Source organism: Diaphorobacter sp. LI3 (assembly GCF_022807955.1).
GTDB classification, from domain to species: domain Bacteria; phylum Pseudomonadota; class Gammaproteobacteria; order Burkholderiales; family Burkholderiaceae_C; genus Diaphorobacter; species Diaphorobacter nitroreducens.
In genome coordinates this window covers 1,591,591-1,617,886 of the sequence record NZ_CP094346.1, presented here as the reverse complement: position 1 = coordinate 1,617,886, position 26,296 = coordinate 1,591,591, and the positions used below count along the sequence as shown (strand labels likewise).

The 26,296-nt window shown below is 64.8% G+C and carries 29 protein-coding genes; 12 read left to right on the top strand and 17 right to left on the bottom strand.

What is annotated here, in order from left to right; translation table 11 throughout:
• Positions 1 to 109: 109 nt before the first annotated feature.
• Positions 110 to 1,300 carry a heavy metal sensor histidine kinase gene (locus tag MRB47_RS07520; RefSeq protein WP_013517148.1) on the top strand — a complete coding sequence of 397 codons (1,191 nt, stop codon included), beginning with the start codon at positions 110 to 112 and terminating at the stop codon, positions 1,298 to 1,300.
• A 35-nt stretch (positions 1,301 to 1,335) separates the two neighbouring features.
• Here MRB47_RS07520 and MRB47_RS07515 read toward each other — a convergent pair whose 3' ends face one another.
• From MRB47_RS07515 to MRB47_RS07505, 3 genes are read right to left on the bottom strand one after another with little or no spacing between them, the layout of a single operon-like run.
• Positions 1,336 to 2,022 (bottom strand): ZIP family metal transporter, encoded by a 687-nt coding sequence (locus tag MRB47_RS07515; protein WP_024537626.1) that lies wholly within the window; start codon positions 2,020 to 2,022, stop codon positions 1,336 to 1,338.
• A gap of 9 nt (positions 2,023 to 2,031) precedes the next feature.
• Positions 2,032 to 2,322: a double zinc ribbon domain-containing protein gene (locus MRB47_RS07510; RefSeq protein WP_013517149.1), complete on the bottom strand. Its 291-nt coding sequence runs from the start codon at positions 2,320 to 2,322 to the stop codon at positions 2,032 to 2,034.
• Positions 2,323 to 2,344: 22 nt separating this feature from the next.
• A complete protein-coding gene (locus MRB47_RS07505; RefSeq protein WP_041715872.1) occupies positions 2,345 to 4,789 on the bottom strand; it encodes a heavy metal translocating P-type ATPase in 2,445 nt (814 codons plus the stop codon).
• Between the two features lie 103 nt (positions 4,790 to 4,892).
• On the opposite strand from MRB47_RS07505, the gene cadR reads away from it, so the two are divergent.
• Entirely contained in the window at positions 4,893 to 5,348 is a 456-nt protein-coding gene (cadR, locus tag MRB47_RS07500) for a Cd(II)/Pb(II)-responsive transcriptional regulator (RefSeq protein ID WP_013517151.1), read from the top strand.
• Here cadR and MRB47_RS07495 read toward each other — a convergent pair whose 3' ends face one another.
• From MRB47_RS07495 to MRB47_RS07455, 9 genes are all read right to left on the bottom strand, one after another.
• A complete protein-coding gene (locus MRB47_RS07495; protein WP_252102348.1) occupies positions 5,349 to 7,331 on the bottom strand; it encodes a relaxase/mobilization nuclease domain-containing protein in 1,983 nt (660 codons plus the stop codon).
• 448 nt (positions 7,332 to 7,779) lie between these two features.
• A complete protein-coding gene (locus MRB47_RS07490) occupies positions 7,780 to 8,379 on the bottom strand; it encodes a S26 family signal peptidase (RefSeq protein ID WP_013517154.1) in 600 nt (199 codons plus the stop codon).
• Positions 8,376 to 8,921 (bottom strand): DUF2840 domain-containing protein, encoded by a 546-nt coding sequence (locus MRB47_RS07485; protein ID WP_013517155.1) that lies wholly within the window; start codon positions 8,919 to 8,921, stop codon positions 8,376 to 8,378. Before MRB47_RS07485 ends, MRB47_RS07490 begins: the two co-directional genes overlap by 4 nt.
• A complete protein-coding gene (locus MRB47_RS07480) occupies positions 8,918 to 9,202 on the bottom strand; it encodes a hypothetical protein (RefSeq protein WP_013517156.1) in 285 nt (94 codons plus the stop codon). Before MRB47_RS07480 ends, MRB47_RS07485 begins: the two co-directional genes overlap by 4 nt.
• Positions 9,199 to 9,837, bottom strand: coding sequence for a ParA family partition ATPase (parA, locus tag MRB47_RS07475; RefSeq protein ID WP_252102347.1), 639 nt, complete (start codon positions 9,835 to 9,837; stop codon positions 9,199 to 9,201). The genes MRB47_RS07480 and parA overlap by 4 nt, the downstream gene beginning before the upstream one ends.
• Positions 9,838 to 10,090: 253 nt before the next feature.
• Positions 10,091 to 10,924 carry a replication initiator protein A gene (locus MRB47_RS07470; protein WP_013517158.1) on the bottom strand — a complete coding sequence of 278 codons (834 nt, stop codon included), beginning with the start codon at positions 10,922 to 10,924 and terminating at the stop codon, positions 10,091 to 10,093.
• A 26-nt stretch (positions 10,925 to 10,950) separates the two neighbouring features.
• Positions 10,951 to 11,232 (bottom strand): helix-turn-helix transcriptional regulator, encoded by a 282-nt coding sequence (locus MRB47_RS07465; RefSeq protein WP_003107109.1) that lies wholly within the window; start codon positions 11,230 to 11,232, stop codon positions 10,951 to 10,953.
• Between the two features lie 83 nt (positions 11,233 to 11,315).
• Complete coding sequence (locus MRB47_RS07460; protein WP_013517159.1) at positions 11,316 to 12,089, bottom strand: DUF2285 domain-containing protein; 774 nt, start codon at positions 12,087 to 12,089, stop codon at positions 11,316 to 11,318.
• 328 nt (positions 12,090 to 12,417) lie between these two features.
• Positions 12,418 to 12,768: a DUF2958 domain-containing protein gene (locus tag MRB47_RS07455; protein WP_013517160.1), complete on the bottom strand. Its 351-nt coding sequence runs from the start codon at positions 12,766 to 12,768 to the stop codon at positions 12,418 to 12,420.
• Positions 12,769 to 13,026: 258 nt separating this feature from the next.
• On the opposite strand from MRB47_RS07455, the gene MRB47_RS07450 reads away from it, so the two are divergent.
• The 8 genes from MRB47_RS07450 to chrA all read left to right on the top strand — a co-directional run bounded on the left by MRB47_RS07450 (position 13,027) and on the right by chrA (position 18,024).
• Positions 13,027 to 13,320 carry a helix-turn-helix domain-containing protein gene (locus MRB47_RS07450; RefSeq protein WP_013517161.1) on the top strand — a complete coding sequence of 98 codons (294 nt, stop codon included), beginning with the start codon at positions 13,027 to 13,029 and terminating at the stop codon, positions 13,318 to 13,320.
• A gap of 224 nt (positions 13,321 to 13,544) precedes the next feature.
• Positions 13,545 to 13,874: an ArsR/SmtB family transcription factor gene (locus tag MRB47_RS07445; RefSeq protein WP_027457577.1), complete on the top strand. Its 330-nt coding sequence runs from the start codon at positions 13,545 to 13,547 to the stop codon at positions 13,872 to 13,874.
• A 12-nt stretch (positions 13,875 to 13,886) separates the two neighbouring features.
• Entirely contained in the window at positions 13,887 to 14,357 is a 471-nt protein-coding gene (locus MRB47_RS07440; RefSeq protein ID WP_027457578.1) for an ArsI/CadI family heavy metal resistance metalloenzyme, read from the top strand.
• A 12-nt stretch (positions 14,358 to 14,369) separates the two neighbouring features.
• A complete protein-coding gene (locus tag MRB47_RS07435) occupies positions 14,370 to 14,867 on the top strand; it encodes an arsenate reductase ArsC (protein WP_027457579.1) in 498 nt (165 codons plus the stop codon).
• Positions 14,868 to 14,877: 10 nt separating this feature from the next.
• Positions 14,878 to 15,963: an ACR3 family arsenite efflux transporter gene (gene arsB, locus MRB47_RS07430; protein WP_049405857.1), complete on the top strand. Its 1,086-nt coding sequence runs from the start codon at positions 14,878 to 14,880 to the stop codon at positions 15,961 to 15,963.
• A 15-nt stretch (positions 15,964 to 15,978) separates the two neighbouring features.
• A complete protein-coding gene (gene arsC / locus MRB47_RS07425; RefSeq protein ID WP_027457581.1) occupies positions 15,979 to 16,401 on the top strand; it encodes an arsenate reductase (glutaredoxin) in 423 nt (140 codons plus the stop codon).
• Between the two features lie 94 nt (positions 16,402 to 16,495).
• Positions 16,496 to 16,798, top strand: a complete 303-nt coding sequence (locus tag MRB47_RS07420) for a PadR family transcriptional regulator (protein ID WP_027457582.1) — start codon at positions 16,496 to 16,498, stop codon at positions 16,796 to 16,798.
• Entirely contained in the window at positions 16,795 to 18,024 is a 1,230-nt protein-coding gene (gene chrA / locus MRB47_RS07415; RefSeq protein WP_027457583.1) for a chromate efflux transporter, read from the top strand. The genes MRB47_RS07420 and chrA overlap by 4 nt, the downstream gene beginning before the upstream one ends.
• A 54-nt stretch (positions 18,025 to 18,078) precedes the next feature.
• Here the strand turns inward: chrA and MRB47_RS07410 are convergent, their stop codons facing one another.
• Complete coding sequence (locus tag MRB47_RS07410; protein ID WP_027457584.1) at positions 18,079 to 19,035, bottom strand: IS110 family transposase; 957 nt, start codon at positions 19,033 to 19,035, stop codon at positions 18,079 to 18,081.
• Positions 19,036 to 19,519: 484 nt separating this feature from the next.
• Complete coding sequence (locus tag MRB47_RS07405; protein WP_252100569.1) at positions 19,520 to 20,494, bottom strand: IS5 family transposase; 975 nt, start codon at positions 20,492 to 20,494, stop codon at positions 19,520 to 19,522.
• A gap of 98 nt (positions 20,495 to 20,592) precedes the next feature.
• Between MRB47_RS07405 and MRB47_RS07400 the strand changes: the two genes are divergently transcribed.
• Complete coding sequence (locus MRB47_RS07400) at positions 20,593 to 21,690, top strand: nucleoid-associated protein (protein ID WP_041715873.1); 1,098 nt, start codon at positions 20,593 to 20,595, stop codon at positions 21,688 to 21,690.
• Positions 21,687 to 22,673 carry a GTP pyrophosphokinase family protein gene (locus MRB47_RS07395; RefSeq protein ID WP_041715874.1) on the top strand — a complete coding sequence of 329 codons (987 nt, stop codon included), beginning with the start codon at positions 21,687 to 21,689 and terminating at the stop codon, positions 22,671 to 22,673. The genes MRB47_RS07400 and MRB47_RS07395 overlap by 4 nt, the downstream gene beginning before the upstream one ends.
• A 133-nt stretch (positions 22,674 to 22,806) precedes the next feature.
• Here the strand turns inward: MRB47_RS07395 and MRB47_RS07390 are convergent, their stop codons facing one another.
• The 3 genes from MRB47_RS07390 to MRB47_RS07380 all read right to left on the bottom strand — a co-directional run bounded on the left by MRB47_RS07390 (position 22,807) and on the right by MRB47_RS07380 (position 26,026).
• Positions 22,807 to 23,016 carry a hypothetical protein gene (locus MRB47_RS07390; RefSeq protein ID WP_013517165.1) on the bottom strand — a complete coding sequence of 70 codons (210 nt, stop codon included), beginning with the start codon at positions 23,014 to 23,016 and terminating at the stop codon, positions 22,807 to 22,809.
• Between the two features lie 62 nt (positions 23,017 to 23,078).
• Positions 23,079 to 25,133, bottom strand: coding sequence for a ParB/RepB/Spo0J family partition protein (locus tag MRB47_RS07385; protein ID WP_013517166.1), 2,055 nt, complete (start codon positions 25,131 to 25,133; stop codon positions 23,079 to 23,081).
• Positions 25,134 to 25,198: 65 nt separating this feature from the next.
• Positions 25,199 to 26,026, bottom strand: a complete 828-nt coding sequence (locus MRB47_RS07380; RefSeq protein WP_013517167.1) for a DUF932 domain-containing protein — start codon at positions 26,024 to 26,026, stop codon at positions 25,199 to 25,201.
• Between the last annotated feature and the right edge of the window lie 270 nt (positions 26,027 to 26,296).

Sequence of the window (26,296 nt, the reverse complement as noted above, 5' to 3'; positions counted from 1 at the left end):
GCTGGGACGGCGGCTTGCCCGTTGGCTCGCACTTCTCACCCTGGTCGGGCTGGCCTTAACCTGCCTGGGCATTTACACCGTCACCGCGCTGAGCTTCAAGGAGCGGCAGATGGACACGCTGCGGCAACAGCAGACCCAGGTGAACCATCTTATTGCCGAGGCAGCAGAGTTAGACAGCGGCACGCTCGCACACAAGCTCGACGATGGCATGGTCGGCCGACAGGACATGAAATTGATCCTGACCCGTGCCGACGGCAGCGTCATCTATGCCAGCGCCGGCATTCCAGTGCATCACCGCGTGATCGACATGCGATTCGAGGCTACGACCGGCATCCCCCCCATCCAGGCGGTGCTGAGTCTTGATGTCAGCGAGGACGATCGTGTGCTAGAACGCCTAGCCCGCACGCTCGTCGCCGCCGCACTCGCTGGCGCAGTGGTGATTGCTGCTGGCGGATTTACGCTGGTGCAAATCGGGCTGCGTCCCGTGCGCGACCTCTCGGCTCAGATCCAGGCACTGGAGGCCGATACTCTGCACCGGCTTCTGGATGGCTCCGCTCAACCCGACGAACTGGCTCCGCTGGTGGCTCACGTCAACGAGTTGCTGAAGCGTCTGCACAAAGCCTACGAACAACTGGAAGCCTTCAATGCTGACGTTGCGCATGAACTGTTCACGCCGTTGGCGACGTTGATGGGGGGCACTGAAGTTGCTTTGCGCAAAGCACGCGATGCCGACACGTTGCGAGACGTGTTGGGCTCGCACCTCGAAGATCTCCAGCGCATGTCGATGATCGTGCAGGACATGCTCTTTCTGTCGCAAGCCGACCGTGGGGCTGAGGCCCGCCGCGAGCACGTCGCCAGCATGGCAGGCGTTGCGCGCACGGTGGTGGAATTGCACGAGGCAGCCATTGAGGAAGCCGGGCTGAAAGTTCGTATCAATGGTGATGCCACTGGCTTGGCCGACGTGCGCCTATTGCAGCGCGCATTGTCAAACCTGATCGGCAACGCAACCCGGCACGCGCATCCGCACAGCACCGTTGTCGTGCAAATCGACCGGCTGGACGGCGAGATCGCCCTGCGGGTGGTGAACGAGGGGCAGACGATTTCAGCCGAGCATTTGCCCAATCTGTTCAACCGCTTCTACCGGGCAGATGCAGCGCGGTCGGATGCCGCCCGCAATCATGGACTGGGCTTGGCCATCGTGGCTGCCATCGCCCGCATGCACGGAGGGCGGACGATGGTCGATTCGAGCAACGGCATCACGTCTATCGGGCTCATGGTGCCCACCCCGCGCGCGCAATAGTCAACGGATCGGGCACCACCAACAGACTGGCTCCACTAGCCAATTACTTCTTCCAGCAGGAGAAGCGCCAGAAAGCCGACAAAGAACATCGCCGTCACCCAGGGGCGATCTGGCGTTTCGTGTGCTTCGATCAGCAGTTCTTCGGTCACGAGGTAGAGCAACGCAATCAGACCAAACGCGAAGAAGCCAGTCAGAAGAGGGTTGGGCAACAGCGCCACCGGCGCTCCAAGCAAGGCCCCGATCGGCAGCAAGAGCACGAGCGCGGCCGTGATCCAGACGACCCTGGCACGGGAGCGAACGCTCTCGCCGAGTTCCGTGGCCACTGTCAATCCCAGGAACAGAACCTCGATGGTCAGGGCGATGGTCAGAAGCAAGCCGACCTTTGGGCCAGCCGCAAACCCGATACCAAGCACCAAGCCATCAATCAGGATGTCGATGCCGATCACGGTCAGGAGACCGGCCGGCCCCTTCGCCAACGCTTCCAGATGCTTCACCAGCAGCATGGTGGCGACGCCGATTCCGCCGCCGATCATCGTCGCCCAAGGCGAGGCCCGGTGCATGATGTCGGGCAAGATTTCGCCGGCCGCCGCCGCGAACACGACGCCAGCGGCGAAATGCTGAATCGCGCTGACCAGTGTTGGCCCCGGCCGCACGTTCACCGCGACCGCAGCTCCGATGATGGCGGCCGCTGCCGGGATCAAGGTGTAGATCCAGGCCGAGATCACCATGACTTAAGTTACCGCGTTGCCGCACTGAGCACAGAATTTCGCGCCGATCGGAATGACGCTACTGCACTTCGTGCACGACGCTGGCACCAGCGATGTCCCGCACTGGCCGCAAAAGCGAGCGCCGTTCGGATTGATCGCTTTGCATTGCGGGCAGGTGATGCCACTGACCGAAGGCGCTGGATTGTGCCCCCAGTCGTGGCTGCTGGGGCTACCGTGGCCGCGGCTATTGCCATGCCCGTGGGAACTGCCATGCCCCCCGCCATGCCCGCCAAAAATTCGATCCAGAATTCCCATTTTCAACACTCCATATTCAGTTTTACTGACCCGCCCGCTGCCTGAGCAGCCTCAGCCCGTTGAAGACCACCAGCAGGCTCGCCCCCATGTCGGCGAACACGGCCATCCACATGGAGGCATCGTCGAAGATGGCCAGCAGCAAGAACACCAACTTGATGCCCAGCGCGAGCGCGATGTTCTGCCACAGCACGGCGTGGGTGCGCTTGGATAGCCGGATCGTTTCGGGCAGGCGGCGCAGGTCGTCGTTCATGACCACCACGTCGGCGGCTTCCATCGCCGTGTGGGTGCCCGCGCCGCCCATAGCGAAGCCGATGTCAGCCTTCGCCAGCGCGGGGGCATCGTTGATGCCGTCGCCGGTCATCGCCGTGACGCCCAGGCGCTGCTGAAGCTCGCCGATGGCGCGCAGCTTGTCTTCGGGCAGCAGGTTGCCGCGCACCTCGGCGATGCCCGCCTGGGCGCCGACGGTTTGCGCCGTCGCTAGGTTGTCCCCCGTCAGCATCACCGGCGTCACACCCAGCGCCTTCAGGTCGGCCACGGCCTGCGCCGACGAGGGTTTGATCGTGTCAGCCACCGCGCAGATGGCCATGACCCGTTCGCTGCTGGCCAGCAGCGTGACGGTACGGCCCGCTTGTTCATGCACTGCGAGGCGGGCTTCGAGTTCAGCCGAGCATTGCCCGCGCTCTTCGATCCAGCGGTGGTTGGCCAGCACATAGGTATGGCCGTCGATCACCCCCTGCACGCCGCGCCCGGCAACGGCCTGAAATTCGTCCACCTCTTGCGCGGCGGATGACACGCCGTCCGCGATGGCTTTGGACACCGGGTGATCCGACCGCGCCGCGAGGCTCTTGGCCAGCCCCTCCAGGACTTGCTGACCGAGTCCTGCGTCCACGGGCTCGAAGGCCACCAGCTTGGGCTTGCCTTCGGTGATGGTGCCGGTCTTGTCCAGCGCCACGGCCTTGATCTTGCGCGCCTCTTCCAGGTACACACCGCCTTTGATCAGGATGCCCCGCCGCGCCCCGGCGGCCAAACCGCTGACGACGGTGACGGGCGTGGAAATCACCAAGGCGCAGGGGCAGGCAATGACCAGCAGCACCAGAGCCTTATAGGCGGCCTGCATCCAGGTCAGCCCCATGAGCCACGGAGCCAACAGCGCAACGGCAACGGCCAGGACAAACACCGCAGGCGTGTAGATGGCGGCAAAGCGATCCACGAAACGCTGGGTGGGGGCGCGGGAGGACTGGGCCTGCTCAACGGCGTGGATGATGCGCGCCAGCGTGCTGTCGGAAGCAGGCGCCGTAACACGGATTTCCAGCGCCGCAGCCTGATTGATGGTGCCGGCGAAGACTTCATCGCCAGGGCTCTTGTCCACCGGCAGGCTTTCGCCGGTCACGGGGGATTGGTCAATGGCGCTCTGGCCCAAGGTCACGATGCCATCCAGAGGAAGGCGCTCGCCGGGGCGAATACGCACCGTCGCGCCCACAGTGACTTCCTTGACGCCGATGCGTGCCCAACTGCCGTCGTCTTGACGCACTTCGGCCTGCTCCGGCGCGAGCGCCAGCAAGCTCTTGATGGCACCGCGCGCCCGATCCACGGCGCGCGCCTCGATGGCTTCCGCAATGGCATACAAGGCCATCACCATCGCCGCTTCGGGCCACTGGCCGATCAGAAAAGCGCCGGTCACGGCCACGGTCATCAGGGCATTGATGTTCAAGCGGCCCTGTCGCAGCGCGGCCAGTCCCTTGCCGTAAACCGAGAAACCCGACAGCGCGATGGCCGCCGCAGCCAGTGCCATTCCCAGCGCCTTGACTGGCACGCTGTCTGGGAAGGCGAATGCCAAGCCTTCGGCCGCCACGGCGAGCCCCAAGGCGCCCAGCGACTTGCCCCAGGTCGTCCAGAAGCCCGTTGGCGAGGCAACCGCAGCGGCAGCAGCCGACGACCCGGTATCGCCAAGAGGTTCCGGCTTGAAGCCTGCCTTGCGGATCGCGTCCACCGCCTGCTGCAAGACAGGATCATCGGCGGCAATGGCCAGCTCGCGGTCGCCCAGATTGAATTGCAGGCTACGAATTCCCGCCATGCCGTCCAACGCCCGGCGGATTTCCGACTCCTCCGAGGCACAGTCCATGTTTGCAATGCGGAAGCGCTGGGCATTCTTCGCGCCGAGGGGTTCTGGCTTGAAACCCGCTTTGCGGATCGCTTCCAGGGCTTGGGGCAGCGCGTGGTCATCGGCGGCAATGGCAAGCTCTCGATCCCCTAGGTTGAATCGCAGGCCGCGAATCCCCGCCATGCCTTCCAGCGCCCGGCGGATTTCCGACTCCTCCGAGGCGCAGTCCATGTTTGCTATGCGAAAGCGCTGCGGCTCGACAGTCGTTGGATCAGACGGTGTTGGCTCGGGCACCGCAGGCACTGTTGCACAGCTACTCCCGCAGCAAGCAGCGTCGGCGTGTTGGCGTTGGTGGGCAGGGTTCATGAAATTCTCCTTTTCAGGCAAATTGGAAACCCTATACCCACTACAGAGTCAAGCGCCTACAATGAGCCTTGGAGAAAAACTCGCGACCGCTCAAGATGAAGCTATGAAAATCGGCGAACTGGCTAAGGCCGCACATACCCAGGTAGAGACGATCCGGTACTACGAGCGTGAAGGCTTGCTACCAGAAACGGCCCGTACAGATGGCAACTACCGCATGTACGCAGAAGAACACGTTGACCGACTGTCCTTCATCCGGCACTGCCGGGGTTTGGACATGACACTGGATGAAATCCGGGTTCTATTGCGCTTCAAGGATGCTCCGCACGAGAACTGCGCCCAGGTGAATGACCTGCTCGACGAGCACATCGACCATGTGGCTACCCGCATCAAGGAATTGAAAGCGTTGGAACGACAGCTCAAGACCTTGCGGGAAAGCTGCCGGGAATCCCAGCAGGCCAGCCAGTGCGGCATCTTGACCGAACTGTCCTCAGCATCGCGCCAGGTGCACGAGCCAGCAACGCGCAGGGGTCATGTTCATGGGGCACATAGCCTCAAGTGACTAGCTCAAAGAAACTCCAAGCCGACGCCCGATTTCCCATGAGGCCGCTCCGCCACGCACCGTCGCCGCAAGCTGCTGCCCCAGTCGCTGCTCGATCACTGGCTTCCACGGCACCAAGCTGAAGCCCATGCCGTCATCGAGCATCGCGTAACGGCCGCTGGCGAGCATGACACTGCGGCGGTAGATGCCAGCCACGCGCTGGCCATCGGCCACCGGCCGATGCTCCAGCCCGGATTCGGCGGCAATGTTCTTGGCAACCTGCGCCAGTTCCCGATTGCGCAGTGCGCCCAGCAGGTTCCGGGCGAGGATCACGCGCTGCCCGCGCCGCTCTGCCAGTCCCTGTTCGGCCAGGAAGTCGGCGCGCTGCTGCATCGCCTGCTTGGCCTCGCCGCCAAAGCCCAGGTCGCCCAGGCCCGAGCCGCCGCCGATCAGTTGCTGGTCGAGCCAGGTGGCCCCGATCACGCGCGCCTGCCGCTCGATGGGCAGGTGCGATTTCAGCTCCACGGCTACGCCGCCCAGGCGCTGCGCGTCGTACTGGCGGCCCTGCTCGGGCAGGTCGTCCGGCACCTTCCATAGCCCCTCGGCCACGCGCTCCACGATGCCAGTCCGGCGCAGAGCTTCGAGCCGGCGGACGTGGGCCGCGACGACTTCCTGCGGATCGCGGCCCGGCGCGGCCTGGCCCTGCGCGATGGCAAGGTGGTGGTCGGTGCGGTACAGGCCATCGCTCGCCAGTGCGGCGATGTTCTTGTCGGCCGCGCGCACGTCGGCCGATCCCTTCACCTCCACCACGGCGCCGGCCGGATAGTTCGCCAGCTCGTCGCGGGCGTTGAGCGCGACGTAGTGGGCCTTGCCGTCCACGCCGTCGATGACCAGATAGCCCCGGTCGCGCAGCTCGTCGGCCAGCCCCTTCGCGGCCACGCGGCCGACAATGGTGCGACCATCGTCGCCAGGCTCGAATACCGCCAGCTCGCGCGGCTCGCCCCGCATGGCCCGCTGCATGGTGCGGATGATGTCGCCGCGCTCGCCCAGGGCGCGCAGGGTCTTTTCCGCGTCGGCATGGACGGCCCAGGTGCCGGGCTGCGTTTCATCGGCCAGGCCCAGGCGCTGCAAGCGTTGCAGGCGGCCGATCAGCAGCAGGCACTGGCGTTGCAACCTCGACTCGTTGAGCCGTTCGACATGCACCAGGCCATCGTCGCCCAGCTCGCGCTTGAGCGTGCGATCCAGGTTCGTCCACCGCTCCTGATCCACCTCGCGCCGCAAGGTCTGCTGGATCTCCAGCTCGGTGCGCGGCCCCAGCCATTCGGTCGCCAGTTCGGCGGCGCGATGGCGGAAGCCGTCGGCGATGTAGTCGCCGGCGATGATGAGGTCTTTGCCGGTGTCGTCGCGCCCGCGCACGACGATGTGCGTGTGTGGGTTGTCGGTGTTCCAGTGATCGACCGCCACCCATTCCAGCCGCGTACCCAAGTCAGCTTCCATGCGGCCCATCAGGTGCCGCGTGTAGGTGCGCAGGTCTTCCAGCTCGGCGCCATCCTCGGGCGAGAGGATGAAGCGGAAATGATGCCGGTCATCGGCGCAGCGTTCCTTGAAGGCGTCGAGGTCGGCGGTATCGGTCTGCGGCCCGTAGGCTTGGCCCGGCTCGCCATCGCGGCCCACGCCGTCGCGCTCGATGTAGCGCAGGTGCTTGGCGAGCGACTGCGGGCTGGCCCGCTGCTGATTGACCAGCAGCGTCTTGATGGCCACGCGCCGCGACATGGGCGTGAGCTTCGCCCCCGCGAAGCGCGCTGCCGTGTGGCCGCGTCCCAGGCGCGAGCCGGGCCGCTGGCCGGCGCGCTGTCCGCTGCCGCTGGCGCCAGGACGGCGCACCGAGGACTTGCCGCTGCTGGCCTTGCCTGCCTGCTTGAGCACCTTGGAGACGAAGCCCTGGCCCCGGTTCTTCGGGGCACTGGGGCGGATGCGGAAATCATCGTCGCGGCGGTCGGTCATGGCTGCGCTCCCTGCAAGCTCTGGCGTGTCCGGTCGTGCGAAGCACGCGGACATGCCTGCATTGGCGCGGGCTTCGCGCCCCACGCGGCACGGCGGCGAAGCCGCTCCGTGCCGCGCCACCCCCACGTGCAGACTGGCTTTGCGGGCCGACAGGTGCCGCACCCTTTTGTCTTGCCTTCCGCCTTTGCCCCTCGCTGGCGCTCCGGGCAGCGGCGGCCCGGCGGCGCTGCTGCGCGAGCAGCCAGCGCGCCGGCGAACGCGGACACGGCCACAGACCGGGCGCGTTCGAGGCAAGACGCCTGCACGTTGGATGGCTGCGCCGAAGGCAGCGCGAAGTGCGGCGCGGATGCGCTCGCACTGCACGCGCTACGACACGGCGACGGCCAGCAGCACGACACGCCCGATGGCACGACAAGATGCACGGCGACGTGCAGCGAGTCGGCGGCCATCATGGGCGGGACTCCAGCCAGACCGGATGCGCGACGCCGATCACGGCGGATGTGCTGACCGGCCCGAAATACCGGCTGTCGAACGACGCCGGGTTGGTCACACTGAGCAGGAACAGTTCGCCGGGTTCTAGGTGACGGCACTGCTGCCAGGATGGCAGCGGCCGGCCCCAGCGGTCGGCAGGCAGCACGGCGGCCGAAGGCACGCCGTCGATGCGGACGACGCGGCCAGTGATGCACACCTCCTGCGGCGCGACGGCGCCCACGCGCTTGAGCAGCGGCACGCGCGCCGGTAGGTAGCCACGCTGCGCGGCCAGCGCGGCGGCGTCTGGCGGCAGCGTGGTCAGGACGATGCTGCCCACGGACAGAGGACGTGGCAGCGAGCCGGTATCGTGGCCCAGCGGATCGACGCGATACCAGCCGACCGCCACACTGTCGGACGGGTTGTAGATCAGGCGCGGCATCGGCTGCACGAAGGACGCCCAGGCCAGCGCAGCGAGGCCGCAGGCGGACAGGCCCGCCAGCACGATACGAGCGCGCAGGCGCGAGCGAGGACGCGGCGGAATGCCCGCTGCACCGGCAACGGCGGATGGAAACGTCATGACAGCGCCCTCCCGGTGAGCCAGGCAGCATGTCGCTCGGCGGTGTATTCGGGCAGCGGCAGGCGCGCAGCGAGCCGGTTGGCGAGCGTGCGCCAGTACGCGGGCGAGGCGCCGTTAGGCGCGATGCCCAGCGCCTCGATGGCGTCGATGCGCTCCAGCACGGCGCGCACCTGGTTCTCGCCCTCGGCGTGTAGCAGCAGGCGCGCGCCCGGCTGCACGCCGGGGATGCGCTGCGCCGCATCGAGCGGCGTGCAAGCCTGCATCACCATGAGCTGCCAGCGGATCGTGCCGTAGTCGTTGGCCTGCCAGCGGATGCGGCAGAGCATGGCGCCCGGCAGGAACACCGCGCAGCGCCGCCAGCGGTCGAGCTGGAGCGTGCGCGCAGGTTCGCCGAAGCGCAGGTAGAGCTTGAAGCGCGGTTCGATGTAGGCCAGCGCCACGCGCGTCAGCGGCGCGCTGGCGGGCTGGCCGGAAGGTGCTGCGAGCGCAGCCGTGGCCGCGCAGGCAACAGGCGCGGCGGCAGACGAAACGGATGCAGTCATGGGGTGTTCTCCCTGCGGTGCTCTGGAAACTCCCGCTCCAGCAGGCCGCGCAGCAGGTCGGCGACGGTCACGCCTTGCGTGAAGGCCGAAACCTTGATGCGCGCCCGCATCGCGGGCGTGATGTCGAGGGTCAAGCGAGCCGTGTAGAGGTCGCCCTTGCCCAGCGCATCGGCATCGCCCTGGCGAATCCACGCCTCGGCGTGCGGATTCGCGGGTGGACGCGCGCCGATGCTGACGCGCTTTGCCGTGCGCTTGCCGTTCGGTGGCGGCTTCGCGGTCATGGCGTCCACCGCAGCAGTTCGTCCACCAGTGCGGTGATTTCGCGGGCGGCGGCGCTGTCCGGCGCCGTCTCGCGTGCAAGCCGGCCAGCGGCCACGCTGTCGGCGAACACGATGCGCTGATGCACTTCCGCACGCAGCGCAGGAAGCGGTTGGTCGGCTAGCGCCTGGCGCGCTTCGCGCCCGATCACGGTGGTGCTGACGCGCCGGTTGATGACGAAGGCCGCGCGCAGCGCAGGCCGGAACACCTGCGCCTCACGGATCAGCGCCACCATCTCGGCGCTGGCCCACAGGTCGTAGGGGCTGGGCTGCACGGGGATCAACACGCGCTCGGCCGCCAGCAGCGCGGAGCGCGCCAAGGCGGCGATGCGCGGCGGGCCGTCGATGACGACGTGATCGGCCCGCTTGGCGACTTCTGGCGCCTCTTGGTGCAGCGTTTCGCGTGCGAGGCCCACGGCGCTGAACAGCCGCGGCAAGCCTTGTTGGCTTCTGCGCTGTGTCCAGTCCAGCGATGAACCCTGCGGGTCGGCGTCCAGCAGGACGACGTGCTGGCCGCGCATCGCCAGCTCGCCGGCGATGTGCGTGGCGAGCGTGGTCTTGCCCACGCCGCCTTTCTGGTTGAGCAGAGCGACGATCATGGCGCGGCCCTCCGTGTTGGAAAGCCGGGCTTTGGCTGCTGCGCTTGTGGCCGCGTGGTGGTTGTCCACCGCAACGGCGTTTCTCTACTAAAAGTTAGAGAAATTAAGTTAGGGAAGTTAGAGGGCGAACAAACCCAATGCTGGCGCGGGTTTGCGGACGATTTTGTTGCCTGATAGCACGAGGATTCGTTGCCTGATAGCACGATACCTCTGTTGCCTGATAGCACGAGTCCATCCACAGACTCTCCCGAAGTTATCCCCGTGCCGTCTGCGGCACGGGCCGGAACGTCAGCAGCGGCGAGGAAATCCCGGATACGTGCTCGATGCCCAACAGGTAGCCCGGCAAGGCTTGCCGCGCCACCAGCGCCCGCAGGTCGGCGGCGAAGTCGTAGTAGCGCGCCACGCTGCCCGATTTGCGGTACAGGTGCTGGAAGTCGAATTGCCAGCCGCCCGGCTGTCGGCCGCCGTGCTTGCGCACCAAGCGGTACAGCCACCGCTCGATGCCGCCGGTCAGCCGGAAATACGCCGGGTCGATGGTCAGCACCAGGGCGGCATCCAGCACGCCCGCATAGAACCAGTCCGGCAGGATCAATTCGAGGCCCAGCGGCGTGCCGCTGGCATCGGCCAGTTCCTTCCATTCGTTGATCCACGAGAAGCGGTGCAGGCGCCGGCCGGTCGTCTCGCGGATGGACGTGGCTACCGTGGTCGATTGCAGCCGGTCGAGCGCGGCCTTGAGGCGCTGGTAGTCGCGCAGCGACGTACCGCGCCCGATGAAGCGCAGCACCTCGTAGGGGCGTACCTGCATCAAGCGCGAGGGCCGCAGGCCCGCGTCGCGCGCTTCCACGATCTGGCTGGCGGCCCAGATCAGGATGTCGGCATCCCAGATCGTGGCGATGCCGTGCTCGGCTGTGCCTTCCACGCGGATGGTCACGTTGCTCGCGCGGAAGTCGATCGGCGCCGTGCGCCGCGACTTCGCCAGCGAGAAGAACGGAAAGGCCATCAAATCCTGGCTGTCGCGTGGCGCCATGTCGCCCGGCAGCGCGCGGAACAGGTCGAGCTGTTCGCGTTCCTGCAAGGGTTTGGACATGGCGAAGGCCGCCCACGCGCCGCCGATCAGCGCGCACGACTGTCGGCCGAGTGGTGCTCGGCGTATTCGGGATCGGAAGTCGTCTCGAAGCTGCGGTCGGCGGCCCAGGCATCGAGGTCAGCCACGGCGTACATGACGCGGCGGCCGAACTTGCGAAAGCGCGGGCCACCGCCGATCACGCGCTGCTTTTCCAGCGTGCGCGGCGACAGGCGCAGGTACTCGGCGGCTTCGTCGTTGGTGAGATAGCGTTGGGGCTGCGCGGCAGCGGTCGAGACAGTGGCGGCAGGCCGCAAGGGAGCGGGACGCATGGTGTGAACCTCCATAGCTTTCAAAGCTCCGGCCACACAGCGCAACCGGATGGAGGCAGTCTCAGAAAACGCGGCCCGCGTGCTCAGGGTCGTTTCGCGTCCGCATCAAAACGACCCTTCTCAAGTGGTGGAAGCTGTGCTAGGCGGCGATAGCCGCCGCGCATCAGCGCATCGCCACGCCGCACCAGGCGGCGCACCTTGGAGCGCAAGCCGCCGTCGGCGTACCAGTCGGCCACGGCATCCACGCCGAACAAGCCTTCGCCGACCTCGCGCAAGGACGCGCCCGCCAGGGTCGCGTCGAGCGCCTGCAAGGTGTGCAGTTCCAGTAGCGCCACCGGTGCTGGCCTGGGCAACGCAACGGCTGCGGGAGTCGCCAGTGTGGTGCCGCAAGCGCGATAGCGCGGCGATGCCGTGGCGTCGGTTCGCACGGCATAGGCGACAGCCATGCCGTCTTCCAGGCCAGGCGCCAGCGCGAAGCGCAGGCAATGGCCTGGGCTGTGCGCGATCAGCGCCAGCCGTTTGCCGTCATGGAGCAGTTGCTTATGGCCGGGGATGCGCCAGAACGCGAAGGATTCGGCATCCACGGGCGGATCAGCATCGGGGTGGAGCTGCACCACGGCAGCGTGGCCGGGCTGCCAGGCCGGATGCGCGTCACGCGCATCCAGCGCCGGGTCTTCCAGCAGGCGCAAGCCCCAACGATGCGCAGCATCGGGGCGTCGCGCGCGGCGCAGCCAGTCGAGCCGGTAATCAGGATGACGGCGCAGGTATTCCCAGGCCAGTGCGAGCGTATCCAGCCACAGGACGTAGAGGTACGCGGCGGTGGGATACCAGTGCGCGAAATGGTGGGGGCTGACCATGACGAAAGCTCCTGTCGAACAGCAGGAACGTCGCCACGGCGTCAAACATGCGGGAGCATCAAATCCAGGTAGAAATCCGGTTAAGCTGTAACTGCTGGTGTCAAGACCGATAGGCTCCGGCGTGTTGCGAAATCCGTCTGAATGCGACGGCCGCCTGATCCACAAACGTCACGCGGCACAAAACACCGTGCCGCAAGCCGCGTGAATGATCGTGACTGTTTCAGTCACAGATATTCGGTTTGATGCAAGAGTGCGAATTCAGACTCTGCGGGCCAGGAATAAGACCGAAATAGTCTGAATGCGCCCGGCTTGGTCGGAGCGCGAACGTTCAATCGACGATAGAACCGTTTTCCTGCGCCAGCCGCAGATATTCCGACAGCGGGTGCACCGCCTGGAAATACAAATCCCGCATCACGGGCTGTTTGTTCGGGCCGACGATGGAGGTCAGGTCGGACAGCTTGATATGGCCCAGCTCGGGCATACCGATGCCCACGTCCATGACGCCGAACGCCGTATCGCCATCGGCAGGATCTAGCGAGGCCAGCAGCCAGATGGCGTGCGCGTCGGGAGTGAACAGCCGCACGACCGGCAACGGGTCGTGCGGTTCAGCGGCGGCAACCCGCCGCCCGTTCGCCAGCAGCGCGGCGCGCTGCGCATCGGTGACGAGGGGAGCGTTCATCGTGGTGCTCCTGTTCCAACATGGAATGCCGGTTTTGCGCTTCCACGCCGAAGCGCGGATGTGATTTCCACGGAAGCCGTTGAAACACGAAAGCGCAAAAGCGGCATTGTAGAAATCCGCAAAGACACGTTGGCGGCTTTCCGGCTCTGTCGGAAACCGTAGAAGCGGATTTCCGTAAAAGCACGAATAAGGGCCAAAGGCATGTATGAGTTAAAGATAACGTGGTTTTAATTGTGCTGCGAATCGACGCTTCTGTCCATGCAGAAGCGATCCATCCAGCGCGGCCGGCCGACCGGCGCCACCACCTACGATGCCGAGCTGGCGCAAGCCTTCGGCGCGGCGGTGCGTGCGCTGCGGACGGAGCGCGGCATCGCGCAGGAGTCGCTGGCACACCTCGCCGGCATTGAGCGTTCGCACATGGGCAAGGTCGAGCGCGGCGAGCACATGCCCACGCTGGCGATCATCTTCAAGATCGCCGGCGCGCTCGAATGCAGCACGGCGGTGCTGATGAGCGAGGCTGAAAGCCAGCTCGCAGCAGCGGCCCAGCCGTAGGCGCTGGCCGAGCCGATCCGGCGCAGCCGGTTCGGCGGCATCGAGGGGCGCCAAGCATCGCGCGGCGGGGATAGCCCGCAGGGCTTTCCCCTGGAGTGCAAGCGCCAGCGCGCAGCGCCGCAGGCGCGAAGGCGTGAGCAACTGTCTTGAAAGTCAAGCCACGCAGGCTTGATCCAGCATAAGCGGCATTGCCATTGATTCAATAATTGATGTATTATTGAATAATGAATGAAGCCCAAGCCGTTTCCGCCCTCGGTGCCCTGGCCCATGCCCAGCGCCTGCGCGTGTTCCGATCCCTAGTCGTCGCCGGCCCCGAAGGGCTCACGCCCAGCGTTCTGGCCGATCAGCTCGACGTGGCCCGCAACGCGCTGTCCTTCCACCTGAAGGAACTGGCTCATGCTGGCCTCGTCACCATCGAACAGCAAGGCCGCAACCTGATCTACCGCGCCGACTTCAGCCAGATGAATGGGCTGCTCGGCTACCTGACCGAGCACTGCTGCCAAGGCAGCACGTGCGAGGTCAGTGATTCCTCCTCTGCCTGTACCTCCTGCTGAAAGGATCTCCCCATGAAGCGCTTCCACGTCCACCTGCACGTCGATGACCTGAACCGCAGCATCGGCTTCTATTCCCAACTGTTCGCCGCGCAGCCCGCGCGCGTCGAAAGCGACTACGCCAAATGGATGCTCGAAGACCCGCCGGTCAACTTCGCCATCTCCACACGTGGCAACAAGCCGGGCATTGACCACCTGGGTATCCAGACCGACGATGCCGAGGAATTGGCGGTGCTGAAGGCCCGCGCCGAGGCGGCCGACATGACGCTGCTGGACGAGGGCACCACGACCTGCTGCTACGCGCGCAGCGAGAAGCACTGGATCACCGACCCGCAGGGCGTGGCCTGGGAGCACTTTCACACGCTGGGCAATATTCCGGTCTTTAACGAAGCGGCGCCTGCAGCGACTTCCGCCGCAGCGTGCTGTACCCCGGTGCGCGGCAAGCCGATGGGCGTTGCGGTGAAGCCGGCCTCCTCCTGCTGCTGATGTGAGATACCCATGACCACCGACAAGATCTACAGCGCCCTGTTCATCTGCACGGGTAACTCGGCTCGCTCCATCCTGGCCGAAGGCATCCTCAATGAATTGGGCCAGGGGCGCTTTCGCGCCTACTCGGCGGGCAGCCACCCCAAGGGCGAAGTCCACCCACTGGCGCTCGCCACGCTGGAGCGGCTGCACATGCCGACCGCTGGCTACCGCAGCAAGAACTGGGATGAGTTCGCGGCGCCCGGTGCACCGGAGCTGGATTTCATATTCACGGTCTGCGACAACGCCGCCGGCGAGGTCTGCCCGGTGTGGCCGGGACGGCCAATGTCGGCGCATTGGGGCGTTCCTGACCCCGCAGCCGTCAAAGGCACCGATGAGCAGAAGCGCAAGGCATTCACGGATGCGGCGCTGACGCTGCGCCGACGCATCGAGCTGTTCCTGTCGCTGCCGCTGCAGCGGCTGGACGCCATGTCGTTGCAGCATGAGCTGCGCAATATCGGTACGAAGTGAGGCCGGGGCAATGAATGCAATCCCTGAAGCGCTGCGGCCTGAACAAGCGCCGCAGCCCATGAGCCTCTTCGAGCGCTACCTGACGCTGTGGGTGTTCCTGTGCATCGTGCTGGGCGTGGCCCTGGGCCAGTTCGCACCCGGCGTGTTCCAGGCCATCGGCCGCCTCGAGGTCGCGCAGGTCAACCTGCCGGTGGGCCTGTTGATCTGGGTCATGGTCATTCCCATGCTGCTCAAGGTGGACTTCGGTGCGCTGGGCCAGGTCAGGCAGCATTGGCGCGGCATTGGCGTGACGCTGTTCATCAACTGGGCCGTCAAGCCGTTTTCGATGGCGCTGCTGGCCTGGATCTTCGTGCGCCAGATCTTCGCCCAGTGGCTGCCGGCCGACCAGCTCGACAGCTATGTTGCCGGCCTGATCCTGCTGGCCGCCGCGCCCTGCACGGCCATGGTCTTCGTCTGGAGCCGGCTGACCGGCGGCGACCCGGCGTTCACGCTGTCGCAGGTGGCGCTGAACGACACCATCATGGTCTTCGCCTTTGCGCCCATCGTCGGCCTGCTGCTGGGCCTGTCGTCCATCAGCGTGCCCTGGAGCACGCTGATGGTGTCGGTGCTGCTCTACATCGTGATCCCGGTCATCCTCGCGCAACTCTGGCGCCGCGCGCTGCTGCGCCAGGGCCAGGCCGCCTTCGATGCCGCGCTGGCCCGCATCGGCCCGCTGTCCATGGCCGCGCTGCTGCTCACGCTGGTGCTGCTGTTCGCCTTCCAGGGCGAGGCCATCCTGCGCCAACCGCTGGTGATCGCCATGCTGGCCGTGCCCATCCTGATCCAGGTGCTGTTCAACTCGGGGCTGGCCTACTGGCTCAACCGCCAGGTGGGCGAGCAGCACCGCATCGCCTGCCCGTCGGCACTGATCGGCGCTTCCAATTTCTTCGAATTGGCGGTGGCCGCCGCCATCAGCCTGTTCGGCTTCCAGTCCGGCGCGGCGCTGGCCACCGTGGTCGGCGTGCTGATCGAGGTACCCGTGATGCTGCTGGTCGTGCGCGTGGTCAACCGCTCGCGCGGCTGGTACGAATGCGGCCCGAACCCTTCCTCCCGCTAACCCAGGCAAGCCACCATGAGCAACATCACCATCTACCACAACCCCGCCTGCGGCACGTCGCGCAACGTGCTGGCCCTGATCCGCAACAGCGGCGAGGAGCCCACGGTCATCGAGTACCTGAAGACGCCGCCCGACCGGGCGACGCTGACGGCACTGATCGCCGCGATGGGCGTATCGGCGCGCGCCGTGCTGCGCGAGAAAGGCACGCCCTATGCCGAGCTGGGCCTGGATGACCCGCAGTGGAGCGACGTGCAGTTGATCGACTTCATGCTCCAGCACCCCGTCCTCATCAACCGGCCCATCGTGGTCACGCCGCTGGGCACGCGCCTGTGCCGGCCATCGGAGGCCGTGCTGGACATCTTGCCGCAGCCGCAGCGCGGCGCGTTCAACAAAGAGGATGGTGAGGCCGTGGTGGATGCTGAGGGTCGCAAGGTCTAAATACCTCTGCGTGCGCAGTCGGGTGATCTGAAGCTGATATTATCGAATTTCGTTATCGATATTCGATATGAAAGAACAATCGACACCGCGCGCTATGGAGCACCACGACTTGCTGTCGGGACTGATCCGCCTGCATGTGCTGCACCACGCGGCCGAGCAGGAGATCTACGGGCAATGGATGATCGACGAGCTGGCCCACCACGGCTACCGCCTCTCTCCCGGAACGCTGTACCCGATGTTGCACAAGATGGAGCGCGACGGCTACCTCGTCTCCCGCCAGGAGCGTGAAGGGCGCACCGTGCGCAAGCTCTACACGATCACGCCCAAGGGCAAGGAAGGCTTGGCACTGGCCAAGGAACGCATCCGGGAGTTCACCGGGGAGGCGATGCACAAATGACAGATTCAACCAACACCTTGCAGCATGAGTCCGCAGCCGCGCGCGGCTCACCCGTCGAAGTCTTCGGCGCCTTTCTCAAGCTGGGGCTGACCTCCTTCGGCGGGCCGATCGCGCACCTGGGCTATTTCCGCTCGGAGTTCGTCGAGCGTCGCCGCTGGCTGGATGACCGCAGCTACTCCGATCTGGTCGCCCTGTGCCAGTTCCTGCCGGGGCCGGCCAGCAGCCAGGTCGGTATGGCGCTGGGGTTGGGCCGCGCGGGCTGGCTGGGGCTGCTGGCGGCCTGGGCCGGATTCACCTTGCCATCGGCGATTGCGCTGATCCTGTTCGCCTTTGGCATCGCCGAGTACCAGGGGCTGGCCCAGTCCGGCTGGGTGCACGGGCTCAAGGTCGTCGCCGTGGCCATCGTGGCGCAAGCGGTCTGGGGGATGGCCAAGTCGTTGTGCCCGGACCGGCCGCGCGCCGCGCTGGCCATTCTGGCGGCGCTGCTGACCATGGTCCTGCCCTCGGCCGCGGGACAGCTTGCCGCCATCGCGGTGGCTGGGCTGCTGGGCTGGTGGACATTGAAGATCGCGCAACCCGGCGGCGGCCACGCCCACAGCTACCCCGTCTCGCGCAAGCTGGGCATCGTGGCGCTGCTGCTGTTTGCCGCACCGCTCGTCGGGCTGCCCCTGTGGGCGGCAGCCACGGACTCGTCCACGATAGCCCTGCTGGAAGGGGTGTACCGCTCCGGTGCACTGGTCTTCGGCGGTGGACACGTTGTGCTGCCGCTGCTGCAGGCCTCGGTGGTGCCCAGCGGCGTCGTGAGCAATGCCGACTTCCTGGCCGGCTACGGTGCGGCGCAGGCCGTGCCGGGGCCGCTGTTCACTTTCTCGGCCTACCTCGGCGCGGTCGCCCACGGACCGCTGCATGGCTGGATCGGCGGGCTGGCACTCCTGGGCACGATCTTCCTCCCCGCTTTTTTCATGCTGGTCGGTGCACTGCCGTTCTGGGAAGTGCTGCGCCACCGCGCGGGCATCCAGACGGCCATGGCCGGCATCAACGCCGGCGTGGTCGGTATTCTGGTGTCCGCCCTCTATGACCCGGTATGGACGAGTGCCATCCACAGCAAGGCGGATTTTGGGCTGGCGCTGCTCTCGTTCGGGCTGCTGACGGTGGGACGCGTGCCGCCAGCGCTCGTGGTGCTGCTGGCCGGGCTGGCGGGCTGGGTCATGGCGATGGGTATCTGAAGCCCATTCGCCGGCGCAGCGGCCGGCCGGACATGGGGACACTCTCCAGCAATTTCAGGCCTGTGCAAGCTGGTCATTCCATGGCCGCCCGCTTTTGACCATGGCATTCAGGATAATCAGCAGCTTGCGCATGCAGGCCACGATGGCCACCTTCTTCGGCTTGCCTGCCGCCAGCAGACGCTCATAGCAACGCCGTATCACGGCGTTGTGACGCATGGCGACGATGGCGGCCATGTACAAAGCGCTCCTGACCGCGGCACGTCCGCCGCAGATGAAGCGTTTGCCGCGGGCCTGGCCCGAGTCCCGGTTCATCGGAGCGACGCCTACCAGCGCAGAGATCTGCCTGGCCTTGAGCCGGCCAAGCTCTGGCAGCTCGGACATCAGCGTCGCAGCCGTTGCCGGACCAACCCCTTTGACGCTCTTGAGCAAGGCGGCCAGATCGGGCTGATGGTACGCCAAGTGTTCCGCAATCCTCCGATCCAGCGCTTCAAGCTGTCTCGACAGCACATCCATCAGTTCCACAATGTCCTGCACCACCTCGGCATGCGCCATGTGCTTGCGCTGGCGCTCACTGACCAGAAGGCGCACCAGTTGCCGGCGTCGAAGCACCAGTGCATGAAGGTATTGCTGCGCCTGGTCTGGCATCGGCTTGATGAAGCGGTCTCGATCCGGCCGCAGATTCAGCACCTGGGCCAGCTCAGCCAGCATGCGGGCATCCACGCTGTCGGTCTTGACTAGGCGCCCCATGGCCTTGGCGAAGTCCCGTGCCTGCCGAGGGTTGATGACGACGACAGCGAATCCCGCAGCTTGAAGTGCGCAGGCGCAGGCCAGTTGGTACTGTCCGGTCGCCTCCATCACGATCAGCGAGACCTGATGGTTTTTCAGCTCTTCGATCAACGCTTGATGCCCGGCACCATCGTTGCTGAATATGGCCGTAGGCTGCTCGTGCCCCATGGCTACATCCATGGTCTTCTTGGAGATGTCGATACCGACTGCAATTTGATTGGCCATGATCCCTGCGTCCCTTCCTTGCAAATGCGAACGGCGTTCACGCAACTGTTCGGGCTTTCAGAGATCGGGCGCATGCATGCGCCCAAGACTCACGCACGGGCTCCATGGGCACCGAGGGATGACGGGCTACATGCTGCGGCCAACCCCGAACCCTGACAGGTCCGGGCGTGACGGCACTGCCGGACACGCACTTCAAAGATACAAGGGATTGAAGCCGAATGGCCGTGACGGCGAAGGCGGCACGGGGCGCAGCCCGAAAGCCCGGCGGCGCTGCGCGCCGACACGCTCACATCAGTGAAAACGTGCAGCGAACCGAGTGCCCAGAAGTTCGCTGCATAGGTTCATCGTTGTATCCTTAAGGCAACGCTGAACAAGCCGTCGTAATTTGCTATGCGGCACTGAACGACGCAGTTTTTCGGATGTTTTGGCCCCTCGCACCGCCCATTTGGGCAGTTCGCGGGGCCTTCAGGCCCGATTCCCGCCCTTACGGGCGCACCTGTCCCAACAGATGACTGCGGCACAGGTAAATGTTGGCCAGCGCCAGGGCCGTGAATGCGCGCGTGGCGTTCTTCTGCAGCCCGCGATAGCGCACCTTGCTGAACCCCCATAGCCGCTTGACCACGGCAAAGACATGTTCGACCCGAGCACGCACCCGCGACTTGTTGCGGTTCTTGGCCCGCTGCACTTCGTCCACCTCGCCAGCGCAGCGCGTGCGCTGGTTGGTGAAGTCCTTGGCCCTGGGCGCCTTGCTCGCGATCAGTGCCTTCTGGCTGGCATAGGCCGAGTCGCCATAGACCCGTTGCTCATTGCCGTGCAGCAAATCAGGCAGTGGATGCTTGTCATGCACGTTTGCCGCTGTGACCACCGCGCTATGGCTCAGCCCCGTTTGACTGTCCACACCGATGTGCAGCTTCATGCCGAAGTACCACTGCTGGCCCTTGCGGGTCTGGTGCATCTCGGGGTCTCTTGCCTTGTTAGCGTTCTTGGTCGAGCTGGGCGCACCGATGATGGTGGCGTCCACGATGGTTCCGGTATTGACCTTGATGCCGCGTGCCTGCAGCTCCTTGCCAACGCGTGCAAACAGGGCTTCGCTCAACCTGTTGTCGTTGAGCAGCCGACGGAACCTGAGCATCGTGGTCGCGTCGGGCACGGGTTCACAGCCCAAGTCAATGCCGACGAAGCGACGCAGACTGGCACTGTCGTAGAGGGCTTCCTCACACGCCAGGTCGGCGAGATTGAACCAATGCTGGATGAAGTGGATGCGCAGCATGCGCTCCAGGCCAATGGGAGGGCGCCCATTGCCGGCCTTGGGGTAGTGCGGTGCGATTTCTTCGCACAGCGCCGCCCAGGGCACCAGCGAATCCATAGTCTTGAGGAATTCGTCGCGCCGCGTAGGCTTACGGTGTTGTTCAAAGCCCAACTGCGCGTCGGCTGCCATAGCAAGGGTCTGCTGCTTCATGGCCCAGTAATTTACCCAGGCTGGAGCAGCAGCGGAGACTTTTTCAGCATTGCCCTAATGCAAATTTCGTTGCATCAAGATACTTTCAGCCAGCTCTCATGTCCTTTGAAAATCTCTCGATTGGCCGTCTGATCATCCACGAAGTCTTTGCACGAGGCGCGGACAGGGCCTTGGTTCAGCCGACTTACGGGAACCAGCTCTTGGTGCTCCCTCAAGACGCGAGGGATGCCTTGCAAGCCCGCATCACGAATGCTCTCGGGAAATCATCTCACGGTGTCGAAATGACGATCCGAGAGTCCGGGGCCGACAGCACTTGGCACAGAGCTAAAGAAATCGTCGAGGCGCAGGGCAACGATGCCCAATTCGTAAACATCTCCCAAAACATTGCCAGCAAGTTGGCGGTTGCCCAGGCCAATCGCACCATCCCTGGCGGCATCGTCGTGGTGATCGAAGGAACTTGCGGCAACCCCGCCAAGTCCTTCATGTGCGTCATCAAAGCCGAGCCCCATGGGGGCTTCACCAAGCGGCAAGCGGGCGGGCATTTGACCTTGGAATACATCAAGGAACTCATCCTCACACCCCAGGCCAAGCTCTACAAGATTGGAGCCTTCCTGCGACAAGATCCCGCAGCAGCCACACCCCAGGAGCCCACTACCGGCTGGAGAGCCTTTCTGTTTGATGACCTGATTACTCAGGGCAACAAGCTCGCTGCTGCGCAGTATTTTTATGAGTCTTTTCTGGGGTTGGAATTTCCATCCAACAGTGCATTTCAGACCAAACAGTTCCACGCACTGACCAAAGATTTCATCCGCAATGCCAATGTCGATTCGGAGAAAAAAATCGACCTCTTGAATGCTCTAACCACCTACTTGAAGACGGATCAGGCCGCCACGATTCAGGTGGACGTGTTCTCCCAAAATTATCTGGGAGACGCAGCTCTGCAAGATGCATACACGGCCTATATGGGGCAAAAGAGTTTTCCCAATACGGCCATCCATAAGGATCTCTCTGAGGTTCAAAGCCAATTGCGGCTGCGGAAACTCACATTCGGGCATGACATCAAGCTCACCGCTCCCGCAGATCAATTCGAGAACTACGTGCGAATCGAGTCCATCGACGGTGATGCCGATGAGCACGGCAACGTGCCCAAGTGGACCAAGATCACGGTGCGCGACCACATCCGAGACCAAGAGTGAACGAACAAGAAATCCTTGCGCGATGGGAAGCTGACAAGCCCTTATACAGAGCTTGGGCCAAGCTCATCGACCAGGAAATCGAAAGGCGCCTTGTATCCGCCATTGCCCCAACGCCGCTGGACTACTTCTTGAAGGTTCCCATGGTGCCTCGCCTCAAAGGCGACACCAGCTTGATTGACAAGGCCCTGTACCGCAGCAAGCCCTATAAGAATCCGTATGAGGACATTACTGACAAGGTGGGCATGCGGTACGTGGTACTGTTGACCACGCACATCAATACGTTCTGCTCGATCATCGAAAGCCGTGAGTGCGAAGCATTCTGGTCATGGTCCAAGGACAAGGACTACGAAGAGGAGCGGTTGGCCAAGCCCTTGGAGTTCTCCTATCAATCGGTTCACTACGTACTGCGCTCCAAGGCGGAGCTGTCCGTCGATGGGGTGAATCTCCCCGAGGGCCTTGCGTGTGAAGTGCAAATCCGCACGCTCTTGCAGCATGCTCATAGCGAACTAACCCACGACACGCTCTACAAGCCCAAGACCACTGCAAAACCCTCCATCAAGCGCACTGTTGCCAAGAGCATGGCATTGATCGAAGCTACAGACGAATTCTTCGAGCAAGCCATGAAGGATCTCGCCAGCGCCAGCGAGCCACAGCGGCAACTCTTGGACTACCTAAGTACGACCTACAGGAAGGGCACCGGCCTAGAGCCTGGCCAGGAGCGATCCAATCAGCTTGTGGTCGATGCCTTCATGGAGTTTCTGCCGCAGGAAACCAGTGCTCGTATCGAGGAATTCTTGACGGCCAAGAACTACATTTTTGAAAAGATCAAAGAGCAAAACGGCCAGCGACATTTCTTCAATCAACCTGCTGTACTCCTGGCGTACTTCCTCGTCGAGAAAATGCCTGCCCAGACCCGAGAGAATTGGCCTATAGACTCGGATGATCTGGCCAAAATATTCAGTGATTTGGGCGCCGCATTTTAAGGGGCGCACGGTTGCAGTGCTCAATTCTGATTCGGAGGTTGGCCTTCAACACCGGGCGCGGCCACCGCCGCGCCTGGATTTTGCATTTCACCACGCCCAGGGCGGAACGGCCTGGGCGCGGTGCTGATCGCGGTTATTCCTTCGTCTCGATGAGCCACCACACGGCGCGCGGCAAGGCGCGGCCCGTGATGGGGTGAATGTCGGTGAGGTCGGCGCGGGCCGACCAGCCCGAGGGCGGGCGGTAGCCGCGCACGTCGCCTGCGCCGTGCCAGCGGCGGGCGCGTACCGTGCCGGGCGCGTAGATCGCCGCCATGCGTGGGCGGCTGGTGGTGATGCGGGTCATGGGGGCTTCTCCTTGCAGCGAAGCGCCCCGGTCGAGGCCGGGGCGCTCGCCTTCGGCGCGGGTCAAGCGGCTAGCGCCTCGGCGGGTTCATCCGCCATTGCTTCGGCATCCTCCGGGGCGTCCTGCTCCGGGCCTGCTTCCTGCGCCACATCCTGCGGGCCTGTGGCCTTGAAGATCGCAGGCATCCAGCCCTTGCCATCGGCCAGTCGCTCGGCTTCGCTGGCAATGTCGGCCTTCTTGAGCTTCGCCAGCCGGGTGACGGATTCCGGTGCAAACGCGCCCACGGCATCCAGAATCACGGCCTTGGAAACGTGCTTGAAGTAGCCTTCTGCGGTCGGCTGCCACCATGCGGCCATGTCGAGGCCCACGGCCTGCGCCAGTTCTGCGCCGGGCTGGTGCGGCGTGGCACGTGGCGTCACCACGTCCACCGTGGAAGCCACGCACACGGCCAGCAGCCGCACCAGTTCGTCTTGCGGCTTCGCCAGCAGCGCGGCGAACAGTGCGGCGCTGTCCTCCGGCAACCCTTCCCCGGCCACCTGTTGCAGTTCGCGCAGCGCCACGGCGGCGGGCGATTCCGGCCAGTCCGGGGCCATGCCTTCCAGCCGGTCTTGCACTTTGAGGCCCACGCCCAGCGGCAGATCGTGGCCGTAGCGGCTTTCCTGCAAGACGGTCTGCACCATGCCATGCACCACGGCAGCCAGCGCCACCTGCGGATGCCGTGCGACTTCGATTTGCAGTGCGGCGGTGCGGTGCGCGCTCAGGCGCTGCGCCAGCCGGTCGGGCATGGCGGCGGTCTTGGGCTGCTCGTCGTCCTCGCCTTCGTCGTCGTTCTCGGCATCCTCGCCGCTGAACCCTTGGCGCAGCCGTTCCAGCGTGCGCAGCGCCTTGGCCTCGGCCTCGCGCATCAGGCCGCGATGAATGATGGCCTCGCCGTTGCGGTCGATGGTGACGATGGCACCGGCTGCGGCCTTCACGTTCGGGCTGTAGTCCTGCAAGCCATCCTCCAGCGCCTGCAACTGTTCGCCCAGGGTTTCGCCTTCCTCCTGCAAGGCGTCGGCCTTGTTCTCGTCATCGGCGTCCATCGCAGCATCCACCGCTTCGGCGACTTCCTGCATCTTGGCTTGCAGCTTCTCGATGCGCTGTGCCTCGCGCTTGTTCGGCTCGCGGCGCTCCCTCGGCGCACGCTGGAAAGCTTGCAGGTCGGCATAGGTGGCAGCGGGTGCTGCATCCACCCAGGCCCAGCCTTCGGCCTTTGTCTCGGCGGCGATGCCCGCCAGCTTGTCCTGCACCAGCCGTTCCAGCAAAGCGGCATCGGTCAGATACACGCCCGCATCGCCTTCCGCGAACAGGTCACGGCGAACCCTGCCGCCCGCCTGTTCGTAGACATCCAGCCCGACGAAGCGCACCAGCGGATGCCGGTAGGCGTCGATTTCGCGCTCGGTCAGGCGTTCGCGCAGATTGGACGGGTGACGTTGCCACGTTGGCGCATCGTAGAACGCGCTTTCCTGCGCGGCGTGGTCGTCGGTGATGGCAAGGGCCATCAACTGGTCAAGGCTCACCGCATCGGCGCGATAGTCGGCCATCAGGCGCGGCGAGACGTTCGCCAGCTTCAAGCGGCGCTGCACCACCAGCGGCGTGACGCTGAAATCTGCTGCAATGTCCTCGATGGGTCGGCCTTCGGCCACCAGCGCGGCGAACGCCTCGAACTGGTCTGCCGGGTGCATGGCTTCGCGCTGCACGTTCTCGGTGAGGCTGGCCGTGCGGGCCGTGCCATCGGCCACCAGCAGGCAAGGCACTTCCCATTCCTTGCTGATGCGGTGCTTTTTCGCCAGCAGCTTCAACGCGGCGAGGCGACGGCCACCGGCGACCACCTCGTAATGCTCGCCATCGGCGGATGCAATCACGATCAGGTTTTGCAACAGGCCCACACGCCGGATGGATGCGGCCAGTTCGGGAATGGACATGCGCGGGGTCTTGCGCACGTTGCGGCCCGTGGGCCGCAGCACCAGCCGCGACAGCGGAACCAGAATCAGGTTCTTGGTCGGGTCGGCGGCTTCCAGCGGGATAGCGGCGGCGGTATTGACGGCGCGGGCTTCGGTTTGGGTGATGGCGTTCATGGTGAATCTCCAATCGTGTGAAACAAGGGAATGGAGGGGAACCGCCCCTCCGGCGGGGGAGCGGTTCAGGCTTTCAACTGGCGCAGGCCATCGGCCAGCATCCAGAGAGCGCGATTGAGGCGCACATCGGAATCAATGCCCTGCACAGGTCGGGTTTGCTGGCGGCGTCCGTTGGCGCTGCGGCCATGCAATCCGCCTTTGGTCAAGTTCTCCTGCGTGCGGTTGAACACGCTCCACAAGTCCGGGCGGCGGTCGTCGAACCGGCGCGGCATCAAGATTTGCGATTCGGTGATGGGTGCGGGTTTGTCCGGGTCGTCGTACTTCAACGCCAGCGCAGCACGGGCGAACACTTCGGATTCGCCATCGTCCAAGGTGATGCCGCGCATCAAGTCGCGCGACTCCTTCACCCGCTCGAAGCCGCTCAACACCTCGAAAGCGCCTTCAATGACGGAACCGGCCACGTCGCCTTTGTGGGGCACGCGCACATCGGCCACGGTGTCGCCGCATACAAGGCCATTGCTGCAAACGAACCGGAACATTCCGGCCAGCATCTGATAGCTGCTGGTGCCGTCATGCGAGTTCAGCAGCACGATTTCGTTAGCCTCCGCGCCGTTGATCTGGCTGGCGTGGCGCAGGCGCAGCATGTGTTTCGTGTGCTCGCGTTTGCCTTCATCGCGCACGCGGGTTTGCGTCACCATGAAAGGCTGGAAACCTTCTTTGCGAAGCTCGGTCAGCACGGCAGCGGTCGGGATGTAGCTATACCGTTCGGAACGGCTCTCATGCGGGGCGTCCGCGAAGATGGACGGGGCCACGCTGCGAATCTGGTCATCGGACAGCGGGTAATCACTGCGCAGCGAAGGGGAGCGGGAAGCGAAACGGGATGCGAGTTGCATGGTCTTTCTCCTGACAAAAAGAGGTTTGCTGTTCACACCGCACACCGGATTCCAAGATTCGGAGCCCAGCCTTTCGGCTGTTCGGTGCGGTCGGCACGAGGAACCCGGTTGGCCCTGTTGCCACCGTCTTTCCTGAGTTCATCGCCCGCGACGGTCAGGAGCGCGCGAACGGGTGCCGTCAAGGAGGCAAGCGCAGGGTTGGTGCGGCCCGCAGGCGCAGCCGAGGACACGGCCCTGCGCGCCTTGACGGCACACGTGCGCGGGCTACAG

Bases quoted from the DNA above. Each gene is read 5' to 3' on its own strand.
- MRB47_RS07480 (WP_013517156.1), bottom strand. From the start codon at position 9,202: ATGACCGCGAAGCCGCCACCGAACGGCAAGCGCACGGCAAAGCGCGTC.
- MRB47_RS07410 (WP_027457584.1), bottom strand. From the start codon at position 19,035: ATGGCCAATCAAATTGCAGTCGGTATCGACATCTCCAAGAAGACCATG.
- MRB47_RS07520 (WP_013517148.1), top strand. From the start codon at position 110: ATGGACACGCTGCGGCAACAGCAGACCCAGGTGAACCATCTTATTGCC.
- MRB47_RS07465 (WP_003107109.1), bottom strand. From the start codon at position 11,232: ATGCGTCCCGCTCCCTTGCGGCCTGCCGCCACTGTCTCGACCGCTGCC.
- MRB47_RS07440 (WP_027457578.1), top strand. From the start codon at position 13,887: ATGAAGCGCTTCCACGTCCACCTGCACGTCGATGACCTGAACCGCAGC.
- chrA (WP_027457583.1), top strand. From the start codon at position 16,795: ATGACAGATTCAACCAACACCTTGCAGCATGAGTCCGCAGCCGCGCGC.
- MRB47_RS07485 (WP_013517155.1), bottom strand. From the start codon at position 8,921: ATGACTGCATCCGTTTCGTCTGCCGCCGCGCCTGTTGCCTGCGCGGCC.
- cadR (WP_013517151.1), top strand. From the start codon at position 4,893: ATGAAAATCGGCGAACTGGCTAAGGCCGCACATACCCAGGTAGAGACG.
- arsB (WP_049405857.1), top strand. From the start codon at position 14,878: ATGAATGCAATCCCTGAAGCGCTGCGGCCTGAACAAGCGCCGCAGCCC.
- MRB47_RS07420 (WP_027457582.1), top strand. From the start codon at position 16,496: ATGGAGCACCACGACTTGCTGTCGGGACTGATCCGCCTGCATGTGCTG.
- MRB47_RS07505 (WP_041715872.1), bottom strand. From the start codon at position 4,789: ATGAACCCTGCCCACCAACGCCAACACGCCGACGCTGCTTGCTGCGGG.
- MRB47_RS07470 (WP_013517158.1), bottom strand. From the start codon at position 10,924: ATGTCCAAACCCTTGCAGGAACGCGAACAGCTCGACCTGTTCCGCGCG.
- MRB47_RS07390 (WP_013517165.1), bottom strand. From the start codon at position 23,016: ATGACCCGCATCACCACCAGCCGCCCACGCATGGCGGCGATCTACGCG.
- MRB47_RS07380 (WP_013517167.1), bottom strand. From the start codon at position 26,026: ATGCAACTCGCATCCCGTTTCGCTTCCCGCTCCCCTTCGCTGCGCAGT.
- MRB47_RS07445 (WP_027457577.1), top strand. From the start codon at position 13,545: ATGAATGAAGCCCAAGCCGTTTCCGCCCTCGGTGCCCTGGCCCATGCC.
- MRB47_RS07495 (WP_252102348.1), bottom strand. From the start codon at position 7,331: ATGACCGACCGCCGCGACGATGATTTCCGCATCCGCCCCAGTGCCCCG.
- MRB47_RS07405 (WP_252100569.1), bottom strand. From the start codon at position 20,494: ATGAAGCAGCAGACCCTTGCTATGGCAGCCGACGCGCAGTTGGGCTTT.
- MRB47_RS07435 (WP_027457579.1), top strand. From the start codon at position 14,370: ATGACCACCGACAAGATCTACAGCGCCCTGTTCATCTGCACGGGTAAC.
- MRB47_RS07455 (WP_013517160.1), bottom strand. From the start codon at position 12,768: ATGAACGCTCCCCTCGTCACCGATGCGCAGCGCGCCGCGCTGCTGGCG.
- MRB47_RS07385 (WP_013517166.1), bottom strand. From the start codon at position 25,133: ATGAACGCCATCACCCAAACCGAAGCCCGCGCCGTCAATACCGCCGCC.
- MRB47_RS07490 (WP_013517154.1), bottom strand. From the start codon at position 8,379: ATGACGTTTCCATCCGCCGTTGCCGGTGCAGCGGGCATTCCGCCGCGT.
- MRB47_RS07450 (WP_013517161.1), top strand. From the start codon at position 13,027: ATGCAGAAGCGATCCATCCAGCGCGGCCGGCCGACCGGCGCCACCACC.
- arsC (WP_027457581.1), top strand. From the start codon at position 15,979: ATGAGCAACATCACCATCTACCACAACCCCGCCTGCGGCACGTCGCGC.
- MRB47_RS07510 (WP_013517149.1), bottom strand. From the start codon at position 2,322: ATGGGAATTCTGGATCGAATTTTTGGCGGGCATGGCGGGGGGCATGGC.
- MRB47_RS07460 (WP_013517159.1), bottom strand. From the start codon at position 12,089: ATGGTCAGCCCCCACCATTTCGCGCACTGGTATCCCACCGCCGCGTAC.
- MRB47_RS07400 (WP_041715873.1), top strand. From the start codon at position 20,593: ATGTCCTTTGAAAATCTCTCGATTGGCCGTCTGATCATCCACGAAGTC.
- parA (WP_252102347.1), bottom strand. From the start codon at position 9,837: ATGATCGTCGCTCTGCTCAACCAGAAAGGCGGCGTGGGCAAGACCACG.